This window comes from Phosphitispora fastidiosa, assembly GCF_019008365.1.
GTDB lineage: Bacteria > Bacillota > Thermincolia > Thermincolales > UBA2595 > Phosphitispora > Phosphitispora fastidiosa.
In genome coordinates, this window is record NZ_JAHHUL010000002.1 from 160632 (window position 1) to 181195 (window position 20564).

18 protein-coding genes, 5 riboswitches and 1 other annotated feature are annotated in these 20564 nt (G+C 45.4%); all 18 genes read right to left on the reverse strand.

Features of this window, described 5'->3' with window-relative positions:
• Positions 1-46 precede the first annotated feature (46 nt).
• The 18 genes from serA to gcvT all read right to left on the reverse strand — a co-directional run bounded on the left by serA (position 47) and on the right by gcvT (position 20213).
• Positions 47-1633, reverse strand: a complete 1587-nt coding sequence (serA, locus tag Ga0451573_RS03175; RefSeq protein ID WP_231682432.1) for a phosphoglycerate dehydrogenase — start codon at positions 1631-1633, stop codon at positions 47-49.
• Positions 1634-1756: 123 nt separating this feature from the next.
• Positions 1757-1973: a binding site (T-box leader), on the reverse strand.
• A 96-nt stretch (positions 1974-2069) separates the two neighbouring features.
• Positions 2070-2456: a glycine cleavage system protein GcvH gene (gcvH, locus tag Ga0451573_RS03180; protein WP_231682433.1), complete on the reverse strand. Its 387-nt coding sequence runs from the start codon at positions 2454-2456 to the stop codon at positions 2070-2072.
• A gap of 34 nt (positions 2457-2490) precedes the next feature.
• A complete protein-coding gene (locus tag Ga0451573_RS03185; protein ID WP_231682434.1) occupies positions 2491-2754 on the reverse strand; it encodes a hypothetical protein in 264 nt (87 codons plus the stop codon).
• Between the two features lie 38 nt (positions 2755-2792).
• Entirely contained in the window at positions 2793-3677 is an 885-nt protein-coding gene (gene pdxS / locus Ga0451573_RS03190; RefSeq protein ID WP_231682435.1) for a pyridoxal 5'-phosphate synthase lyase subunit PdxS, read from the reverse strand.
• Between the two features lie 23 nt (positions 3678-3700).
• Entirely contained in the window at positions 3701-4258 is a 558-nt protein-coding gene (locus Ga0451573_RS03195; RefSeq protein ID WP_231682436.1) for a TIGR01440 family protein, read from the reverse strand.
• Between the two features lie 12 nt (positions 4259-4270).
• The gene (locus Ga0451573_RS03200) at positions 4271-4966 is read right to left on the reverse strand and encodes an MFS transporter (protein ID WP_231682437.1); all 696 of its coding nucleotides are present in this window, start codon (positions 4964-4966) and stop codon (positions 4271-4273) included.
• Positions 4967-4996: 30 nt separating this feature from the next.
• Positions 4997-6427, reverse strand: a complete 1431-nt coding sequence (locus Ga0451573_RS03205; RefSeq protein ID WP_231682438.1) for an APC family permease — start codon at positions 6425-6427, stop codon at positions 4997-4999.
• A gap of 14 nt (positions 6428-6441) precedes the next feature.
• A complete protein-coding gene (locus Ga0451573_RS03210; RefSeq protein ID WP_231682439.1) occupies positions 6442-7560 on the reverse strand; it encodes an ATP-NAD kinase family protein in 1119 nt (372 codons plus the stop codon).
• A 106-nt stretch (positions 7561-7666) separates the two neighbouring features.
• Positions 7667-9223, reverse strand: coding sequence for an aminomethyl-transferring glycine dehydrogenase subunit GcvPB (gene gcvPB, locus Ga0451573_RS03215; RefSeq protein WP_231682440.1), 1557 nt, complete (start codon positions 9221-9223; stop codon positions 7667-7669).
• Between the two features lie 22 nt (positions 9224-9245).
• Positions 9246-10643, reverse strand: a complete 1398-nt coding sequence (gcvPA, locus tag Ga0451573_RS03220; RefSeq protein WP_231682441.1) for an aminomethyl-transferring glycine dehydrogenase subunit GcvPA — start codon at positions 10641-10643, stop codon at positions 9246-9248.
• Positions 10644-11052: 409 nt separating this feature from the next.
• Positions 11053-11140, reverse strand: a riboswitch (glycine riboswitch).
• A 3-nt stretch (positions 11141-11143) separates the two neighbouring features.
• Positions 11144-11248, reverse strand: a riboswitch (glycine riboswitch).
• A 109-nt stretch (positions 11249-11357) separates the two neighbouring features.
• A riboswitch (glycine riboswitch) is annotated at positions 11358-11446 on the reverse strand.
• A 3-nt stretch (positions 11447-11449) separates the two neighbouring features.
• Positions 11450-11553: riboswitch (glycine riboswitch) on the reverse strand.
• Between the two features lie 245 nt (positions 11554-11798).
• A complete protein-coding gene (gene lpdA / locus Ga0451573_RS03225; RefSeq protein ID WP_231682442.1) occupies positions 11799-13178 on the reverse strand; it encodes a dihydrolipoyl dehydrogenase in 1380 nt (459 codons plus the stop codon).
• A 43-nt stretch (positions 13179-13221) separates the two neighbouring features.
• Positions 13222-14034 (reverse strand): lipoate--protein ligase family protein, encoded by an 813-nt coding sequence (locus tag Ga0451573_RS03230; RefSeq protein ID WP_231682443.1) that lies wholly within the window; start codon positions 14032-14034, stop codon positions 13222-13224.
• 2 nt (positions 14035-14036) lie between these two features.
• On the reverse strand, positions 14037-14996 hold the full coding sequence (gene lipS2 / locus Ga0451573_RS03235; RefSeq protein WP_231682444.1) for a LipS2 family lipoyl synthase: 960 nt from the start codon (positions 14994-14996) through the stop codon (positions 14037-14039).
• Positions 14993-15850 (reverse strand): LipS1 family lipoyl synthase, encoded by an 858-nt coding sequence (gene lipS1 / locus Ga0451573_RS03240; RefSeq protein WP_231682445.1) that lies wholly within the window; start codon positions 15848-15850, stop codon positions 14993-14995. Before lipS1 ends, lipS2 begins: the two co-directional genes overlap by 4 nt.
• A gap of 43 nt (positions 15851-15893) precedes the next feature.
• Positions 15894-17342: an aminomethyl-transferring glycine dehydrogenase subunit GcvPB gene (gene gcvPB / locus Ga0451573_RS03245; protein ID WP_231682446.1), complete on the reverse strand. Its 1449-nt coding sequence runs from the start codon at positions 17340-17342 to the stop codon at positions 15894-15896.
• The gene (gene gcvPA, locus Ga0451573_RS03250; protein ID WP_231682447.1) at positions 17335-18690 is read right to left on the reverse strand and encodes an aminomethyl-transferring glycine dehydrogenase subunit GcvPA; all 1356 of its coding nucleotides are present in this window, start codon (positions 18688-18690) and stop codon (positions 17335-17337) included. The genes gcvPB (Ga0451573_RS03245) and gcvPA (Ga0451573_RS03250) overlap by 8 nt, the downstream gene beginning before the upstream one ends.
• A 1-nt stretch (position 18691) precedes the next feature.
• A complete protein-coding gene (gene gcvH / locus Ga0451573_RS03255) occupies positions 18692-19078 on the reverse strand; it encodes a glycine cleavage system protein GcvH (RefSeq protein WP_231682448.1) in 387 nt (128 codons plus the stop codon).
• A gap of 40 nt (positions 19079-19118) precedes the next feature.
• Positions 19119-20213: a glycine cleavage system aminomethyltransferase GcvT gene (gcvT, locus tag Ga0451573_RS03260; protein WP_231682449.1), complete on the reverse strand. Its 1095-nt coding sequence runs from the start codon at positions 20211-20213 to the stop codon at positions 19119-19121.
• 185 nt (positions 20214-20398) lie between these two features.
• Positions 20399-20501, reverse strand: a riboswitch (glycine riboswitch).
• Positions 20502-20564: the final 63 nt, after the last annotated feature.

The window sequence follows — 20564 nt, forward strand, 5'->3', positions numbered from 1 at the left end:
GTGAATATCACATTGACATTCACTGCTCCAAGTTTCAGCCTTTAACTTAAAGGGTCACCATCTTAACGTCCAGCACACCATCCACCCTCATAATCTCGGCCAGCACTTCATCAGAAGCTGCCGTATCTATCGCCAACATAATAATGGCTTTCCCTCCCACACTTTTGCGGCCAACCTGCATACCCGCAATATTCAGGTCATGTTCTCCGACTATACTGGCAACAGGGCCGGCAACTTTCGGCCGGTCCTGGTGGGGAACCACCAGGATATTACCAAACGGCACCACATCAACCCTAAAACCGTCAACCATGACGATTCTCGGGTCATCCTTTCCGAACAGGGTTCCCGCAATTTCCATGACTTCTGCCGATTCCGTACTGGCAGAAATCAATGCTGTATAATCACCGGTTCCAACTGTCTTAATCTCTTCTACCGTAATTCCTCTCTCTTTTGCCAAAATGGGTGCATTTACAAAGTTGACCGACCCTGATTCCTCAGCCATGGACTCAAGAAACCCTTTAAGGAATGATACCGTCAACGGGGATACATCAACCTGGACCAATTCACCGGTATATGTAATCCTGATATTTTTAACACTCCCCTCAACCAGTTGTGCCTGCATTTTGCCCAATTTCTCCGCAAGAGCCAGATATGGCTTGACAGCAGCAAGGATATCTGGTTTGATTGGCGCCACATTAACAGCATTGGCAGCCATTTCACCTTTCACCAGTACATTTACAAACTCCTCAGCCACATCTAGAGCAACATTAACCTGAGCCTCTCTGGTGGATGCACCCAGATGCGGCGCTATAATAACATTGTTCAATTCAAAAAGCGGACTGTCAGTGGTAGGCTCGACAGCAAATACGTCCAGCGCTGCTCCGCCCAGTTTGCCCCCCTTTAAGGCCCCATAAAGATCTGTTTCATTCACAATCCCTCCACGGGCTACGTTTATTATTCTGGCACCATCCTTCATCATAGCCAGGCTTTCCCGGTTTATCAGGTTAAAGGATTCCTTTGTCTTGGGAATATGGAGAGTCAGGAAGTCCGCCTCTTTAATGACTTCCTCCAGTGTCTGAAATACAATTCCATTAGCCGCTGCTGCCTCCGGGGACACCATGGGATCATAACCGATAGTTTTCATCTCAAATGCCTGGGCCCTTTTGGCAACTGCTGTCCCGATTCTTCCCAAACCTACAATACCCAGGACCTTGTTTCTCAGCTCCACGCCAAGGTATTCCTTGCGCATCCATTTACCTTCTTTAAGGTCTTTGTGTGCCTGTGGCAGGTTGCGGGCTAAACCCAGCATCAGTGCCATAGTCTGCTCGGTGGCGGCGATGGTGTTGCCATCAGGGGCGTTAACAACAATCACACCTGCATTGGTTGCCGCAGGAATGTCAATATTGTCCACACCCACTCCGGCCCGGCCGATTATCTTGAGGCTCTTGGCTGCCGCTATAACCGGAGCCGTTATTTTAGTGGCGCTCCTGACAATTACACCGGCATATTCACTAATAATCCCACACAGATCATCTTCGCTTAGTTTGTTATTGTTAACTACCGCTTCAATCCCACCTTCAGACAGAATCCTGACCGCCTTTTCAGAAACATTGTCCAATACCAATACCTTCATTTAAATCTCCTCCTTAATTTAGGCTTAAATCTCCTGAATATTTACAGGCATTTCGCAGCCCCGGCGGTAAAGCTCATTACTATGGAATAAATTAAAAAACTCCCGTAACTGAAAAATTACTTTTCCAGAGACGAGAGTCTTGTTCCCCGCGGTACCACCCTGTTTGACTGAAATAATTCATATTCCAGCCCTCTTTAAATACGCTAACGGGTATTAACCGGTAATGCTTTTTAATCGCTTACTGTTCCAGAGTGGATCAACAACAGGTTCTACCGGTTCACACCAAACACCGGCTCTCTGTTAGAACCTATTTGTTTACTGTCCCCTTCATCACTTTTAAGATATCAACTTTTTAATAGTAACTATGCAATCATTTTACTATACAATTGAAGTTCAGACAATGTTTATCTCAGTTTTTATGTGTTTATCTCAGTTTTTACTCCCCTTCAACCAAAAGTTTCCCATACTCTTCGGCACTGAGTAAGTTATCCAGCTCACCGGTATCGGAAATCTCCAGCACCATAATCCAAGCTTCACCAAAGGCATCTTTGTTAATTAGTTCCGGTGTGTCTTCAAGGACCGTGTTCACTTCCAGCACTTTGCCGCCGACAGGGGCAAAAACTTCTGAAACTGCCTTTACTGATTCTATATTGGCGGCAGCTTCTCCCGGGGCATACTCTGCCCCAATTTCGGGTAACTCTACAAAAACCACATCTCCCATAAGGCTCTGAGCAACATCAGTGACACCTATTATTGCCCTTGTTCCTTCTACCCTTATCCATTCATGATCTTTGGTGTACTTCAAATCCTGCGGATTTTCCATATACTATTCCCCTTTCCGGCCGCCAGAGTTTCTATCAGGCGCTTTTCCTTTTTAATAACACAGATGCGGACATACCCAACACCAGTGAAGCAACATTAAGCGATATATAAGTTGTTAAATTAGTTTTATATATTTCCTGGTTTATCTGGTGTTCAATCGATACTTCCGGATCACCCGGTTTCTGAATAGGGTCCAGCTTCTCTAATCCTTTATAGGGCCATATTGAAAAAAGAAAAAATATAAAATTAATTAATAAGGCAAGGGAAACCAGTAAAACCGCTTTACGTCTAAAAGCCAAAAGTCATTCCCCCTTTTATTTTTAGGGACGGAAAATAATTACCAACCACGCTCTTGCATCCTTTCCGTATCCGGTATCTGGGATATATCAATGCCTGGCATTGCTTCTCCCAACCCCTTGGATACTTTGGCCAACAGTTCGCTGTCATTATAATGAGTGGTTGCGGCAACAATCGCTTTTGCCCTGACTTCCGGCTCCTTAGACTTAAATATGCCTGAACCCACAAAAATCCCGTCACATCCCAACTGCATCATTAATGCCGCATCTGCAGGTGTAGCAATCCCTCCGGCAGCGAAATTTACTACCGGCAGTCTGCCGAGTTTTTTCACCATGACTACCATGTCATAAGGAGCGCCGGTACTTTTGGCAAAAGTCATCAATTCTTCATCAGGCAAATTTTGCAGGAGCCTGATTTCAGACATGACCATTCTCATATGACGGACTGCTTCAACAACATTGCCTGTTCCCGGCTCCCCTTTGGTTCTTATCATTGCGGCTCCCTCGCCGATACGCCTAAGAGCCTCACCCAAATTCCGGGCCCCACAGACAAATGGAACCTTAAAATGGTGCTTGTTAATATGAAATTGTTCATCTGCAGGAGTCAGTACTTCACTTTCATCAATATAATCTGCTCCAAGGCTTTCCAGGATTTGCGCTTCTACAAAATGTCCTATTCTTGCCTTAGCCATAACAGGTATGGAAACGGCATCAACTATTTTGGTAACTATCGTTGGGTCAGCCATCCTGGCAACTCCGCCGGCAGCACGGATATCAGCAGGTACTCTTTCTAATGCCATGACTGCACATGCTCCAGCCTCTTCTGCAATTTTTGCCTGATCAGGAGTAGTAACATCCATTATTGCTCCACCTTTAAGCATTTCTGCCAAACCTTTTTTTAATGTCCAGGTGCCTTTATCCGTCATTATTAATCCCCCTCAAAATCTACCTACTTATATTTTGCCCTTTCTCCGCCAATTAATTTTGGCCTGACACGGGCAGCGGTCACATGCGCTTTCCCAATTTCCTTGATGCTCAACCTCACAGGGACAGCAACTCTCTTGAGATGCATGCCTATAAAGGTATCACCTATATCCAATCCGGCATGAGCTTGAATTGTCTCTATAGCTGCCGGTTTTCTGCAATTTGCATAATAAGTTGTGGAAAACGAACCACCGGCTTTGCGATGTGGCACCACATTGACAATCTCAAAACCATATTTTTCAGCACACTCTTCTTCAACTATTATTGCCCTGTTAATGTGCTCACACCCCTGAACAGCCAGATAAAGATCATGTTTCCTGACAACTGGCAGAATCCCCTCCAATAAGGCTTCTGCAATATCCATACTGGAATTTGACCCTATTTGATGTCCTCCAACCTCACTGGTGCTGCACCCAATAACCACAATATTCCCCGGCTTTAATGCAGCCACATCCAGGAGTTCCTCTAATGCTGATTTTACTCGTTTGGTAATTTCATTGAGCTCTAATGATAATTCAGTCACAATATAGACCTCCTATATAGTTACAGATTTATTTTTCGCGAGAGGTCCGGTCTCTTTCATTAAAAATGTGCATACAGCAGCTATTATTGATGAAAAAGAAAATAAGAAAATTGTACCATGTAAACCAAGCAGTCTGATAAAGCCTGTACCGTTAATAGCCAACAGAGTTCCGGTAAAAGTTACCAGGTGTAATGGCCAGGTAAATGGCTTGCGCCGCCCTGTCTTACTCATCCAAAACCCGCAGAGCAGACCGGCAATAATACCGGCAATGGGAAACACTGCGGTTATGTTCGATGCAGACTTGATAGATAAACCAGCCTCCGTAATGTAATATGTGGGTAAATATGAGGTGAGAAACTGAAAGCTCCACATATCGCCTGCTTCAGCTATACTGAGCAGGATTACTTCCCTGTTTTTCAAGACACCCTTAATAAGGTTTTTTTCACTGTGCCCATTTCCATCGCTCCGATTTTCGGTCCGCAGCCCTCTGCCCCATATGCTCCAAGCCACTGCTATTGCTGCTACATAAACACCGCTTGTCGAGAGCGTCAGTCCCCAGGAATGATTTAATGCCATATATACTGGGACTGTCAGAGTAAAAGTAATTGTGGTGGCTATATATGGCTGCCTTATTTTAGGAAAATAGCCCCCCACGCCCCTGAAACAATAGGCTAGGGGGGCTATAGCCTGAATCTTACCTAAATTCATTAGTGGGTAACATCTTATACCCGGCGAATATTAGAGTTCCAATTGCGGCGGCAGTTCCTTCCAGCCTTTTGTCTTGATAAACTCATAGACTATACCAATTACCAGCCATACTGTACCAACCAGCAGGGCGGTACGATCCATGCTGCTGAAGACCCAGGCGACAATCAGGAAACCAAGCAAAGGCGCCAGGAAATACCTGATGTGATAACCGCCTTCAGGTGACCAGTTAGGAGTTTCGCCCAGTTTCTCGGGAGAATTACCTTTCTTCTTAACATAATAGAGCCAGATAACTCCAATGTTAAGAGCGGCAAACCCTCCGAGAGCGCCGTAATTGATAAGGTTTGTAATTTTATCAACGGTTAAGAAAATACCGAGAGCATATTCGAGGATAACAATAATGATGATATTATAATGAGGGGTCTGATACTTTTTGTTAATTTTTGCAAAGATGCTCTTGGGCAGCATATTATCACGTCCCATACCATAGAGCAGGCGCGCACCGGCTGCAGTGGCAACGACGTTAAATACACCCATGGCAAGTACGAATCCGGCAGTATAGAAAATTGTGAACCAACGACCGCCGGTCAATTCAGCAACGTGGAACAGGGCGGTATCAGCCCAGCCCGGCTGACTAATAAATTCCTGCCAGTTGGGAATAACCAGCATGCCAAGGTAACCTGTCACAAACATAGTAAACATCCCAATAATAACAGATGCATAGATAGCTTTGGGAACATCTTTCTTGGGATTGTTAGTTTCTTCTGCCAGTGTGGTAATGGCGTCAAATCCAAGGTAGCTCAATACTGCTACCGATGTGGCCGTTGCCAATGCGCTTACACTGGTGAACTGGAACGGTATGGAACTGAACAGAGTTCCGGTACCAACTCCATTTACTGCTATGGCATAACCCCAGACTGCGAATCCGGTGAAGACTACAAATTCACCGATAGCAACCATCCACAGACCCAGTTTAGCCATCAGTTCAACACCAAAGAGGTTCAGAAGACCCATACTGACAGCAAAAACCAACAACCATACTGCATAAGGGACTTGAGGGAAAAACTGCATAATATAGAGAGAAGCGCTCATCGATGTAACTGTCGGAATAAGTATGTAATCTAAAATAAGCACCCATCCAGACAGGAATCCAATATGTGGATTCCAGCCACGGGATACATAATTGTAAATCGAACCGGCCAGAGGATAGTTTTTAACCATAACTGAATAGCTCATAGCCGTGAAAATCATAGCAATACCGGCTAACATGTATGGTAGGGAAACTGTTCCTCCGGAAATCTGAACCAAGTAACCGAAAATGATAGCAGGTGCAATAGGAATCATATAGTTAATACCAAATGCCGTTAATTCCCAGAAAGAAAGAGACCTTTTTAGTTCCTGATGATATCCAAACTTTTCTAATTCCTGTTCAGCGCTAATCTTCTGTTGTGTTCCAACTGACATAGATTAACCTCCTTTTATTCTGCCTTTCGCATCATTGTTCTTTCTAAACCGATTACTACCTTGTAGTAACCACTCAACATGTTGTTAACCTCATAGTTTCCGGTATCAATCAACAAAGGATTACCGCCTAATGCTGTAAGTTTGCTTTGTGGGGCTATCACGATAATGTTGTCTTTACCCACTTCTTTCAGCACTCTTGGGCTGATTTGTTGGTTGCCTCTACCGAAGATATAGCCCTGGCCGCCTATTATGGTAACTACAATCTTGGTTCTTTTACCTTTGGTTAATTCTAACAGCCGTGATTCTGTTACATCATTGGCCAATACTTTTTTGTTCATGATCACATCTACACCCAATAAAGTATTTTGTAATCCCAGCTTTTGCATTACCGCCCTGGTTGTGGTTCCCGGACCAATAACATATACAATATCTTCTGCCATGTTCTCTATAACATCATCTGCAATATAATTTAGAGCTGTTGCTTCTCCTTCAGTTCTTCCGGATTTCAACCCCTGAACCAGTTTGGCTTCATGAGGCACTTTAAGATAGCCGTATAGTTTTGCGGTAACTCTTCCTTCTCTGAACGCAGCTTCATCAATATCCATTACTTCTGCATCATGAACTTTTTTAATTTTACCCTGCAGATACATTAGAGCTACTTCACCGGCATTTCTCGAATTAGTTGCATATACGGCTGAATGAATCTTGACCCCGGCAGGAATACCAATTACCGGTACGTTGGTATTACCTATGGCATCATAAATATTTCTGGCTGTTCCATCACCTCCCGCAAACAAAATCAGATCGGCGTTCATTGCCGCTAAAGTTTTGGCGGCATCTATAGTATCTTTGGCACCGGTTTTCCCTGGCTGAATTGAACCGAGTACTTCAGGTTCAAAGCCGCAATCTCTGGCTTCCTGCTCACCCATTTCGTGAGGGTAGGTAATTATATCAATTTCATCTTTTATTACTGCAAGTCGTTCCAGAGCATCCATCGCCCGTCTGGGTGATTCTGGGGTAGCCCCCAGTTCCAAAGCTTTTTTTAATATTTCTTCACCGTCACTGCCTTTGAGTCCGACTCTTCCTCCCACACCGGCTACCGGGTTAACTATTAACCCCAGCTTTTTTTTCAAATTCTATCACACCACCTAGCAGTAAACATATTTGCTTCAATAGAAGTCCAAAGGTTTTATGTGTTCCGCATTCCGGATGAATGCGGAACACAATAATGACCTTCCTTTACTTCCTGTGCTTTCTAAGGTAAGCCTTCCATGTTGTCGCCCATTTTTCAGGATCATCTAAAGCTGCTTCATCATTTCTCTTATGACCGGAAGCCTTATGAGGTGCGTTTATCACAAGCTCAGGAGTTTCATAAGCCTCCTTGCTAATTTGTTTGAGAACTTCATAGTACTCATCAAGGTCATCCACAGAGTATGACTCACATGGCTCAAGAGTCATCGGTTCGGGAATCTCCCATGGATGGTGGCTGAACCAATAATGTGGGATACCATAATCAACTGCACGGTAGTTAACTTCAGTTGTGCCCACACCGGTATCTTCCTTGAGTTTTTCCCAAGAGTAGCGCACCTGTTCCTGCCTGCGGTATCCGTTGCCTTGGTAGCATTCAGACAATCCGGGTATTGTGAGCAGTTTTTTCTCTAAATAGTTGTTGTTAAGCACAGATATGTCAGCACACTCTCTCAAGCCATCTGCACCCAGGTTCATAGTCCAGGCATAAGCCTTTAAAATAACCCCTGCAGTACCCCAAAAATCTCTGACCTTGCCGAAGCTCTCCGGATGATCATAATCCAGGAAATATTTCTTGCCATCAAATCCTACTGTAGGTACAGGCATAAACTTGGCAAATTCCTCCTTACAGCAGAGCGCACCATTAGCCGGTCCACTGGAACCGTGCGGTGTACCGAAGGTTTTGTGTACATTAAAGTGACACATGTCAAACCCGGCTTCTCTGGCTCTGGCAACACCCAGGAAGGCGTTGGCATTAGCCTGGTCATAGAAGCATATTCCGCCTGCCGCGTGGACAATCTTAACAAATTCATCAACCCTGGGGTTATAAAGACCGATGTCCTCGGGGTTGGTCATAAATATGGCAGCTGTCCTTTCCGAAACAGCGGCTTTTAATGCTTCAATATCTGGAAAGCCGTCTTTGTCAGGGTAGAGTGTGATAACTTTAAAGCCGGCAGTGGCAGGAGTAGCAGCATCACAGGGATGTGAGTAAATAGTGGTTATAATCTCATCCCGCTTGTCCAGTTCGCCCTTGGACTCCCAATAAGCCCTGACAATACTGGCTGCGGTATATACAGCGTGGTTACCTCCTCCGGGTTGGAAGGTAACCCGGTCCATACCTGATATTTCTTTGATTATCTGCTCAAACTTATAATAAATTTCCATAATACCCTGAACAGTATCCTCGTCCTGGCAGGGATGAAGTTCCGCAAAGTTCGGATGTGCTGCCAGATCTTCGTTAACACGCGGGTTATATTTCATGGTACAGGTACCTTCACTGATATCATTAGTGAAGTTTGCCCCCAGGGTTTCCTGGGTCAGACGTACATAATGCTGTAACACATGTTTCTGATCCATTTCAGGAAGATTAAGTTCCTTCCTGCGCATGCCGGCAGGAATGTCGGACAGGACATCACCGGCAGACTCTTTAATTTCATCATCGGGCATAGGAACCAGTATCCCTCTCTGTCCGGGAGTGGATAGTTCATATATGATAGGCTCGCACCAGCGGGCTTCATGATAGTCTTTCTTTAATCTAACAACACCCATATTTTTCACCCTTTCTGTGTAATTATAGTCCCTGGATAACTTGCTCCAAGGCCAGAGCCAGTTTCTTAATATCTTCCTTGGTATGGATTTCAGTTATGCAGTACAATGCACTCTGCCCATACTCAGGGAACTCCTGGCTGAGGTCCTTGCCGCCGAATATTTTATGCTCCAGTAAGGCTTTATTGATCTCGGCAACAGTCTTGCCGATGCCATCAAAGTTAACCACAAACTCCTTGAAGCTGGGTGACTTAAGAACAGGAACCTTGATACCTTTGATATTTGAAAGCAGGCCTTGAGCATACTTAACCCGCTGCATGATTCCCTCACCGAGGTCCCTGAAACCCTGTGGTCCCATCAGAGCCATGTAGACACCTGCGGCAATACCCCATAGTGCGGTAGTTGTCCCGATAAAGTCCTTGCCTTTTTCCCTTGATGCATAAGAAGTTCTTTCATAGAACACTTCACCGAAACTGTATTCCCCTTCTTGCACCGAAGTTGTTATCCCATAAAGCAGACCCGGATATTCGGCCACATACCTCTTGTCATCCCGGGTGCAGATAAAGCCGGCCAGGCCGCCGCCCCACTGCATATGAAGACCTAGCGGCTGATAATCACCAACAGCAAAGTCAGCGCCATAATCAGCAGGAGCTGCCAGGACACCAAGGGAACTGGGGTCAACCCCCGCGATTACTTCGGCATCGTTATCATGGGCAATTTTGGCTATTTCTTCACCCTGAGTTTCAATGAAGCCCAGGTAAGACGGGTTTTCGAAATAAACAGCTGCAGTATTGGAAGATATCTTTGCTTTTAAATCAGTAAGATCCAAAAGACCTGTATCTTTGTCATACTTTATTTTCTCAACTTTAATTTCAGGTTTGCAGTAGTTTTTGACTACCGACAGTCTGCCAGGACTCATGTTTCCGGCAACGAGGATTTCCCTGCGTCCTGTCATCCTCGCAGCCATACGGCAGGCAATGGCAATAGCATTTGCCCAATCATAAGTAGGCTTATTGACTGCCTCAAAACCAGTCATTTCACCTATCATACTGGCACTTTCAAAAAGCGCCTGCCACTTTCCGTGGTCCCCCTGAGCATCTCCTACTACATAAGCAGTAAGAAACTCATCACGGGTTATGATTTCATCAACCACAGACGGAACATAATGCTGCCATGTACCTGCACCAAGGAAGTTGGTATATTCCTTGCAGGACTTGTTTTTTGCGAGTAACCCTTCAACGTGTCTCCTCAATTCATATTCGGAAAGAAAGGGCTCGGGAATATTCATTTTCCCTTTAAATCTCAGATGATCGGGAATCTCCTTAAAAATTTCTTCAACACTGTCAATACCTATTTCTTTCAGCAGTTTTGTTTTCTCTTCCGGTACCGAGTTCGGTATGTAAGGATAGACCGGTTTGCTCATGTATCGTTCCTCCTTTTATTAATTATTACTGTTTGATAGTCATCATATTAGGAATGTTACCTTTTAGTCAGATGTTTTTACTCCCACCCCCCATCACTTGGTAGCAATCCCCCAGATGTCGGAATACCTTTTGCTGAATTTACTGCTTATACAGAAAAATTCGTGTAGCCAAATATGCAGGGCTCACCTCCTCATATAATTATTGAAGAATGTTGAAGTGATTTCAGTATCTGTGTTTAAATAATTTTATGATAATTTGTACAGTTAGTATTCTTATTTTACAACACTATTCATCGTATTATCAAATGAAATATGAGACAATTTTTGTTATTCCGGTCGATTTATGCAAAGTATCGTTAAACGGCGGGCAAAAATAAAAAGGACAGAGCAAACAGCACTTTGCTGTTTGCTCTGTCCTTTAACCTGAGAGATTCACTTCTTCATTGAAGTTATCACCTTTGGTGTCCTAAGTTCTTCAACTTAGAAACTCTCCAGAGTCTCGTCCGGCTGCAGTACTTTTACCTGAGAGTTTCAAGGCCGGTACAGCCATACCACCTCTTGCTCCTTCGGCGCCTTCAAAATAAGGTCTCTCCCGCAGCCTTCATCCGTCCTTATTATTTTTTCTTTGGTTACGTCCTGTTAACTCCCTGCATAAGAATGTTTCCCATGACAAAACAAAAAAGAACAGGGTAAACAACCGCTAATGGCTGTTTACTCTGTCCCTATGACCTGAGAGATTCACTTCGTTTTAGAAGATATCCCCTTTGGTGTCCTAAGCTTGTCAACTTAGAAACTCTCCAGAGCTACGTCCGGTTACAGTACTTTTGCCTGAGAGTTTCGAGGCTGGTTCAGCTGTACCCCCTCTTGCTCCTTCGGCGCCTTTAAATAAGGTCTCTCCCGCAACCTTCATCCGACTTTATTAGGTTGTTATAGTATAGATAAACACATACTACCCCAGTAAGTAGTTTTAGTCAACCATTTCCAGCGAACGGTCGTTTTTTGCAGTTGAACGGTCGTTTTTTGCAGTTGAACGGTCGCGTTTGCGCCTTTAACCGTACTTTTGCAGTTGCTTTTCAGCACATAAAAATGCAACAGCCGTGAACCCTTTGATTTCAAAGATTCACAGCTGTTTTTATGCTTTATTAACCCCCAAGCTTAAGTATGAATACTCTTGCCATGAACAGCCTCAGCCGCTTCCATCATGGCCTCAGCTAAGGTAGGATGGGCATGAATAGTTTCAGCAAGCTGCTCTGAGGTTGCTCCCAGTCTAACGGCGAGGGCTGCCTCAGCAATTAAATCTGTGGCATGAGGCCCGACAATATGTACCCCCAGAATCCGGTCTGTCTTCACATCAGCCAGAATTTTTACAAAACCATCGGTCTTACCGGAGGCCTGAGCTTTACCCAGGGCCATAAAGGGAAATTTCCCGGAACTGATATTTATGCCCTGTTCCCGGGCCTGCCGGCTGGTAATTCCAACACCTGCAATCTCCGGAGCCGTAAATATACAGTTGGGCACGACATCGTAGTTCATTTCTTTCTGCCTGCCCATAATGTTTTCCACAGCCGTAATCCCCTGTGCAGAAGCAACATGTGCCAGCTGAATCTTATTGGTTATATCTCCGATGGCATAAATGTTGGGAATATTGGTCTGCATCCTGGAATTAACTGTTATTTCATTCTTAGGCCCCTGTTCAATCCCGAGTTCCCGCAATCCAAGCCCCTCAGTATTGAAGGTGCGGCCGATAGAAATAAGAACTTTCTCTGCTGCCAATTCTTCACCGCTGTCCAAAACTGCGGTTACACTGCCGCTGTCTTTACGTACTTCGGCGATTTTAGCGCTTGTAATAACTTTAATTTTACGCCGTTTAAACAGGCTCTGCATCAATTTTGATGCCTCTTCCTCAATTCCCGGCAAAATGGCAGGCATCACATCAACAATAGTAATATCACAGCCCAGTTCGGCAAATATGCAGGCAAACTCACAGCCAATAACACCACCGCCGATAATCAGCAAGCTCCTGGGTATCTCGGTCAGAGAAAGTGCTTCATTGCTGGTTATCACCCGGTCCCCATCATAGCCCAAACTTGTTATCAGAGCCGGTTCTGATCCCGTGGCAATAATAATGTTCTCCGCCTCAATTTTTTCGGCAGTACCATCGTTTTTCATTACCTCAATCCGGTTAACGGAAGCAAGCATTCCTATGCCCTCATACAAAACAATTTTGTTTTTCTTAAACAGATAATTTATTCCTTTAACGAGCCTCTGCACTACCTGGTTTTTACGCTCCATCATAGCTGCAAAATTTACTGTTGGGTTATCTGCAGAAATGCCAAATTCTTCACTTTTTTTAACCATATGCAGTGTCTCAGTCCCGGCAACCAGAGCCTTGGTAGGTATACATCCCCAATTAAGACATGTTCCTCCCAAATCTGCCTTTTCAACCACTGCAACCTTTGCTCCCAGCTGAGCAGCCCGGATGGCGGCAACATATCCTCCCGGTCCTCCGCCGATAATTGCAATATTATAAGCCATTGCATCATCTCCTTTCTGCCTTATCTGCGCCCATCTAAATCACTTATCTGCGCCTATTCCAATCATCGGCTGCATATCTGCCGGCGCTTAACTCTGCTGCCATGTCTTCTTCTTCAGCTAGCGGCGCTGCCTCCCGAAGGCTGATTCCCAACACTGTCTCAAAACCATATTTAAAGCATTCGCACATTTTATCGTACTCAGGGCTATAATCTAAAATTTCACTAAGACATGTAGCTTTCGCCAGGAAATAAGATTTGGCCCTTTCTCGGAGCTTTTCGCTGCTGAAGTTTAAAACCGAAAAGAGCAGGTCTGTATCCATCTTTACCGGAATGGAGCCATGCTGAAGGAGACAACCCCCGCGTCTGGTCTGGGCGCTGCCCACCAATTTCCGGCCTCCCACAACCATCTCATACCATGAAGGAGCATCAAAGCAGGCGGCTGAATTAAATTCAGTGTGCTTTTTACCTTCAGAAAGTTCCGCCTGAACCCCTAATTCCGCCAGTCCTTTAACCAGACCTCTGCTCACAGCCAGATAAGATTGCAGTATCGAGCCCGCTATCTTTTGATTGTCTTCCGGAGCTATCACGCTATAGGTAAACTCGTCCTGATGCAGTACCGCCCGGCCACCGGTGAGCCTTCTAACTACATCCACACCTTCTCTCTTGCATGCCTCCACATCTATCTCTTGCTCCAGTTTTTGAAAATATCCCAGGCTGACTGCCGGCGGCGTCCAGCGGTAAAACCGGATAGTCGGCGGCGCTAACCCCTGCATAACAGAATTCATGACAGCTTCGTCAAAGGCCATGTTCATAGCTGCAGGTAAAGGTTTATCAACAATCAGGCGCCACTTCTCCATAATTATAACCTGCCATCCAGTGATTTGATTACCATGTCGATGGCTTCATCTATTTCCGGTTTGGTCAGAGGACGCGGATAATTGTAGATGACCCCTCCAGGTTTTTCATTATAATATGGGCGGTTACAACCGGAGCATCCGGAAGTTTCAAAGGCTTTTCCGTCTTTTAAATACTCTGTCAGCATTTCGGCGGTCAAGCCATAGTCAATCAGACGTCCGGAATAAAACCTGCAATCACCCGCCGGTATTATATCCATCAGGTAGTTGGCAGCCTGCATTCTCCGGTAACAATCAAGCTCAGGCGGCTTCATGCCCGCCATCCTGGTCCCGGGGACCGGAGTAAAAGCAAAGAGCCCCACTGTAACCCCCAGTTCCCTCATGTAGCGGATTATATTGACCATCTCTTGTTCTGTTTCCCCAAGGCCAACAATCAGGTGTGTGGATATCCGTCCCGGCAGGAGTCCGGCTGCGTCACTGATAAAATTCAGGGTATCCTGCCAGCTTCCTGATTTTGTCAGGTTGTACACCCGTTCACAGGCAGCGTCAAGCGCCAGTCCGATGCGGTCCACACCGGCTTCAGCAAGAGCCAGGATTTCTTCCCTGTGATTAACCTTGGTGGAGACACAGATTGGGATATCGGAATACTTTTTGATGTGATTTACCATTTCCTTTACCTGTTCAATCGCTTTGCTGCCATCTACAACTTGCAGGCAGGCCCGCTGCAGCTTTCCTTCTTCATGGGCTGCTTTAATCTGGTGGACCGTGTCCTCAATCCGGCACTGTGACCAGGTAACTCTTGATAACAAATCGGTACGGGAAGAAGCATTTCTTGCCTGTGGACAAAAACCGCAGTCATGGATACACCTTTCTCCACACATCATATAGGCAGTAGTAGGGAGAATATCAATAGCCAGTTTCCTGATTCCCAGGACATGTGCCGTACCCGCAGAAAGCTTAATCATAATACACAGCACTCCTCTCCCCTGATAACCTCAAGCCCCATTTCCTCCGCCATAGCCATGACTCCCGGAGTTGGCTGGACTATCTTATTAACTCCGCTGCGCACTGCCAGTTGGTCCAATTCAAACCTGTACCTGCCTTTAGGTCTCATACAGCCGAGGTTTATCGGTATGTCGGGAAAGTCTATGCGGGCTTTGCAAAGGATTTGGATGACCTCCTGTAATGGGGCCGGTTTCCTCTCGGCATAAAGAGTGCCGTCTGTCGGGGAAAACACGATAAAGACCAAACCCTTTACTCCCACTTCTTTTAGAATTTCCAAAGCCTTGTATTCTCCGCTGATTTGGCCGCCACGGAGCCCAATACAGATATGTGGAATTACGGTAACCCTACGCTGCAGGCGAAGATAAGTCAGGATATAATCCTCTACTCTCTTGTTCAGGCCGTAAACTTCCCTGATTGTTTCATTGTCTCCGACGAAATCAAAAGAAACAACATCGGCTAACTGACTGAACTGCTCAATCTCCTGTTCATCCTGAAGTCCGACATGAAGGTTTATCTGGCGGCGGCTGTCTTTGATCCCTTTAATGTACGGGAGATAATGTGATATCGGAACCCTTCCTTCCTTGTCACAACCACCGGAAATTAAACAGCTTTTAATCTCTTTGCCCAAGCTCTCCTGCCAGGTGCTGATTGGATCCATTGCCTGCAGAAAATGTCCGTTGCAGTGGGCACATTTCAGCATACACTCGCTGCCGGTAACACTTATGGACCTGGTTTTTGCCGGGAAATCAAGTTGTATTATATTTGGAAAATTTTCTTGTCTTACCTGCCAGGCTTCATTAAGCATCTGTTCCATAAGTAATCCCTTCCATTAAAAAGTGTTCCGGGTAAGCCCAATACTATTCCGGTTTATATTTCAGCACAGGCTGACGCGCCGCCAGGGTTTCATCCAGACGACCGACAACCGTATTGTGGGGAGCTTCTTTGACCAAGTCCGCATCTTTTTCTACTTCATCGGCAATTTTTAACATTACCGCAACAAACTCATCCAGAGTATCTTTACTCTCTGTTTCAGTAGGTTCTATCATCATCGCCTCTTCCACAATCAAGGGGAAATAAATTGTCGGCGGATGATATCCATAATCAAGGAGTCGTTTGGCTATGTCCAGGGTGTGTATGCCATACCCCTTCTGATTAGCAGTATTCAGCACAAATTCATGTTTGCAGATCCTGTCATAAGTGACGTAGTAACGGTCCTTTAGCTTTGCCATGAGATAGTTGGCATTCAGCACAGCATGCTCAGTCACGTTCTTCAGACCTGCCCCTCCCAGGGCTCTGATGTATGCATAGGCTTTAACTACAACTCCGAAGTTGCCGTAAAAACCATGTACCTTACCGATAGTCTGCGGCCTGTCGTAGTCAAGATAGAACCTGCCTTCCTTTTCTGCAACCACAGGTTTGGGTAAAAACTGTTCCAGGAAATCCTTAACCCCAACCGGGCCTGACCCCGGACCCCCGCCGCCGTGCGGGGTGGCGAATGTCTTATGTAGATTAAAGTGAATAACATCAAAGCCCATGTCTCCGGGACGTGCTATCCCCATTATGGCATTGGCATTGGCCCCATCATAGTATAGCAGCCCGCCTTTTTCATGCACAATTTGGGCAATCTCCTGAATATTCTCATCAAACAGCCCCACAGTATTGGGATTTGTCAGCATCAATGCCGCAACTTCCTCATCCATTGCAGCCCGCAGTGATTCCAGGTCTACTCCGCCGCGCTCATCTGATTTGACCTGCACTGTCTTAAACCCGCATACATTGGCTGTGGCAGGGTTGGTACCGTGAGCCGAGTCAGGCACAATTACCTTGGTTCTGCTTTCCCCCCGGCTGCGGTGGTAAGCATTGATAATTGCCATCCCTGTATATTCACCATGAGCTCCTGCCGCCGGCTGCAGGGTTACCTTTGACATTCCGGCTATTTCCGCCAGGTACTTTTCGGTATTGAACATTAATTCCAGGGCACCCTGAGCAATTTCCTCAGGCTGGTAAGGATGTATGGCTGCAAAAGCAGGCAGCCGGGACATGTCCTCATTAACCTTGGGATTGTATTTCATAGTACAGGAACCCAGGGGATAGAATCCTGTGTCAAGTCCGTGATTCAGTGTCGACAGTTCCGTAAAATGCCTGACCACATCAATCTCACTTACTTCAGGCAATCCCGGTGCCTCATCCCTGAGGTATTCCTGGGGAATCAACGCTGAAAGCTCCCGCTCCGGTACATCGGATTCCGGCAGACTGACCCCCCGCCGCCCGGGTTTGCTCATTTCAAAAATCAGCCGTTTAGTCATTAGAAGCCCTCCCTTCAATTCCAGCGATGGCTTTTACAAGAGAGGCCATTTCTTCCTTGGTCCGCTTCTCAGTCACACAAATTAACATGTGATTTTTTAACTCAGGGTAAAATCTGCCCAGATCAAGTCCGCCGATTATTTTTTCCTGCAGCAGTTCACGGTTGATTTCCTCTACCGGTCGATTCGTTTTTACTGTAAATTCCTTAAATGTCGATATTCCAAAGGCGGGGCCAACACCAATTTTCTGCAGCTCTTCTTTTAAATAAGCAGCTTTTTGCAGGCACAGTTTGGCCACATCTACGAGGCCGCTCTTACCCAGCATACTCAGGTAAATGGTAGCCGCCAGCGCACAAAGGGCTTCGTTGGAACAAATGTTGGAGGTGGCTTTTTCCCTTCTGATATGCTGTTCTCTGGCCTGCAGTGTCAGGACAAATGCTCTTTGCCCCCTGTTATCCAGGGTCTGCCCGACCACCCGGCCTGGCATCCTCCTCATGAATTTGCCGGTACAGGCAAAGAAACCCAGCTGCGGACCGCCAAAACTCACCGGGTTACCCAGTGACTGTCCTTCTCCAACCACGATATCTGCTCCATATTCCCCCGGGGACTTCAAAATAGCCAGTGATATCGGATCCACTACAGCTATATACAGGCCGCCTTTTTCATGTATTATATCTGAAATCTGCTGAACCTTTTCCAGGCCGCCGAAGAAATTCGGGTGTTGAATAATCACACCCGCAGTCTTATCATCCATCAATTCCGATAATGCCGCAGCATCTGTAACACCATCATTGTAGGGCGCTTCTACTACTTCTATATTTTGGGGTCCTGCATATGTCCGCAATACATCGCGGTACTCAGGATGTACGGTACTGGAAACAATTATCTTTTTGCAGCGTTTAATCTCACAAGCCATCAAAGCCGCTTCCGCCATTGCTGATGCCCCATCATACATAGACGCATTAGCCACTTCCATACCCGTCAGTTCACATACCATGGTCTGATATTCGAATATTGACATCAGGGTTCCCTGGCTGATTTCAGGCTGATACGGAGTATATGCCGTATAAAACTCCGACCTTAAAAGCATATGGTTAATCACACTTGGTATATAGTGATCATAAGACCCCGCTCCTAAAAAAGATACATACTGATCCAGGCTGCCGTTCTTTTTCCCCAACTCATCCATATGCCGTATCAGTTCCATTTCTGACAGCGGTCCGGGAATTTCTAACCCCCGCTGAAGGCGTAATGCCTCAGGAATATCTGCAAACAGGTCTTCTATCGACCCTGACCCTATTGCCTTCAGCATTTCCTTGCGTTCATTTTCCGTGTGAGGTACAAAGTTCATATTACTCCCCCTCCACCAAGAGTTTACCATATTCCTCCACGCTGAGTAAGTTATCTAACTCAGCAGCATCCGACATCTCGATTGTAAAAATCCACCCTTCCCCAAACGCTTCTTTGTTTATAAGCTCCGGGGTATCTTCCAGCACTGCATTGACAGCAGCTATTTTGCCCCCCACAGGAGCAAATACCTCAGAAACCGCCTTTACCGACTCAATATTGGCTGCAGCTTCTCCTGTGGAGTACTCTGCCCCCACTTCCGGCAGTTCTACAAAAACAACATCTCCCATAAGACTTTGGGCGACATCTGTTACACCTATTATCGCCTTATTGCCTTCTACTCGTACCCACTCATGATCTTTAGTATACTTGAGGTCCTTTGGATTTTCCATTCAGCTAATTCCTCCTTTTTATTCTTTGAGTTTTACATAATTATCTTCTTTTGTAAAATGGTGTTGGTACAATTTTTGCCTTGACACCCTTATTCCTAATATTCACTTCAAGTTCTGAATCAATAACTGCATATTCTGCTTTAACCAAAGCCATACCAATATTTTTATTGAGTGATGGAGCAAATGAGCCACTGGTCACCCAACCTATTTCCTGCCCACCCTTGCTGACGGTATATTCATTTCTGGGTATGCCTCTGGCAACCATCTCAAAACCTACCAGCTTCCTTTTCAGGCCTGCCTCTTTTTGTTTTGCCAGGGCGTCCTTCCCATTAAAAGCTTCCTTATTCAGTTTTACAAAAATCCCCAACCCAGCTTCTAAAGGACTAATACTATCTGACATTTCATGACCATAAAGCGGCAATCTGGCCTCTAAACGCAGGGTATCACGCGCTCCCAGTCCAATAGGGGCTACTCCTGCATCTTTTCCGGTTTCCATAATTTTATCCCATATTTTTGGTCCAAATTCGGGTTTTGTATAAATCTCAAAACCGTCTTCCCCAGTATATCCGGTACGTGAAATTATACTGTCTATCCCATCTACTTTACCATAATCAAACCAGTAATATTTAATGCCAGACAAGTCGCAGTCACTGATTTTCTGAAGAATGCTCTCCGCCTTTGGTCCCTGTAAAGCTATCTGGACTACCTGGCTTGAGATGTTTTCCACCTTAACATTCATACCTTTGACGTTTTTCAGAAACCAATCATAATCCTTGTCTGTATTGGCAGCATTTACTACTATGTAATAATGATCATCTGCCATTTTGTAAACCAGCAGGTCATCCACCACTCCGCCATTCTCATAGCACATTGGGCTGTAAAGGCACTGCTTTAGAGCCATCTTGGCAACATCATTTGTTACTAAATTATTCACGAACTTCAGAGCATCCGGGCCCTGCACATCAATCTCGCCCATGTGGGAAACATCGAAAATCCCGGCAGCAGTACGACATTTATTGTGTTCCTCAATTATGCCGGTATACTGTATCGGCATCTCCCATCCACCGAACTCTACAATCTTGGCACCTGCATTCACATGCGTCTCATAAAGAGGGGTACGTTTAATATTTGTCACTTTTTTACCTCCTTAATTAAATTTTTGTAAGCGACCTTGTTTTAAGACAACTGGTGTTGAAAAATAAAAAGACAGAGCAAACAACTTTCGCTGTTTTCTCTGTCCTTGCGACCTGAGAGATTTACTCCTGAAAGAAGTCATTCCCCTTTGGTGTTCTAATTTTACTTAGAAACTCTCCAGAGCTCCGTCGGGTTACGGTACTTTTGCCTGAGAGTTTCGAGGTTCGTTCAGCCATCTAACCTCTTACTCCTTCGGCGCCTCTAAAAAGGACTCTCCCACAACCTTCATCCGGAATATTCGTATGCAATTAGTAATACTTAATTCTATATTACATACGATTAAAGATAGTGT

Excerpts from the sequence above, each read along its gene's own strand:
- gcvH (WP_231682433.1), bottom strand. The coding sequence starts at position 2,456 with ATGGAAAATCCGCAGGATTTGAAGTACACCAAAGATCATGAATGGATA.
- Ga0451573_RS03200 (WP_231682437.1), bottom strand. The coding sequence starts at position 4,966 with ATGAATTTAGGTAAGATTCAGGCTATAGCCCCCCTAGCCTATTGTTTC.
- gcvPA (WP_231682441.1), bottom strand. The coding sequence starts at position 10,643 with ATGAGCAAACCGGTCTATCCTTACATACCGAACTCGGTACCGGAAGAG.
- serA (WP_231682432.1), bottom strand. The coding sequence starts at position 1,633 with ATGAAGGTATTGGTATTGGACAATGTTTCTGAAAAGGCGGTCAGGATT.
- Ga0451573_RS03230 (WP_231682443.1), bottom strand. The coding sequence starts at position 14,034 with ATGGAGAAGTGGCGCCTGATTGTTGATAAACCTTTACCTGCAGCTATG.
- gcvH (WP_231682448.1), bottom strand. The coding sequence starts at position 19,078 with ATGGAAAATCCAAAGGACCTCAAGTATACTAAAGATCATGAGTGGGTA.
- lpdA (WP_231682442.1), bottom strand. The coding sequence starts at position 13,178 with ATGGCTTATAATATTGCAATTATCGGCGGAGGACCGGGAGGATATGTT.
- lipS1 (WP_231682445.1), bottom strand. The coding sequence starts at position 15,850 with ATGGAACAGATGCTTAATGAAGCCTGGCAGGTAAGACAAGAAAATTTT.
- lipS2 (WP_231682444.1), bottom strand. The coding sequence starts at position 14,996 with ATGATTAAGCTTTCTGCGGGTACGGCACATGTCCTGGGAATCAGGAAA.
- pdxS (WP_231682435.1), bottom strand. The coding sequence starts at position 3,677 with ATGACGGATAAAGGCACCTGGACATTAAAAAAAGGTTTGGCAGAAATG.
- gcvPB (WP_231682440.1), bottom strand. The coding sequence starts at position 9,223 with ATGGGTGTTGTTAGATTAAAGAAAGACTATCATGAAGCCCGCTGGTGC.
- gcvPA (WP_231682447.1), bottom strand. The coding sequence starts at position 18,690 with ATGAACTTTGTACCTCACACGGAAAATGAACGCAAGGAAATGCTGAAG.
- gcvPB (WP_231682446.1), bottom strand. The coding sequence starts at position 17,342 with ATGACTAAACGGCTGATTTTTGAAATGAGCAAACCCGGGCGGCGGGGG.
- Ga0451573_RS03205 (WP_231682438.1), bottom strand. The coding sequence starts at position 6,427 with ATGTCAGTTGGAACACAACAGAAGATTAGCGCTGAACAGGAATTAGAA.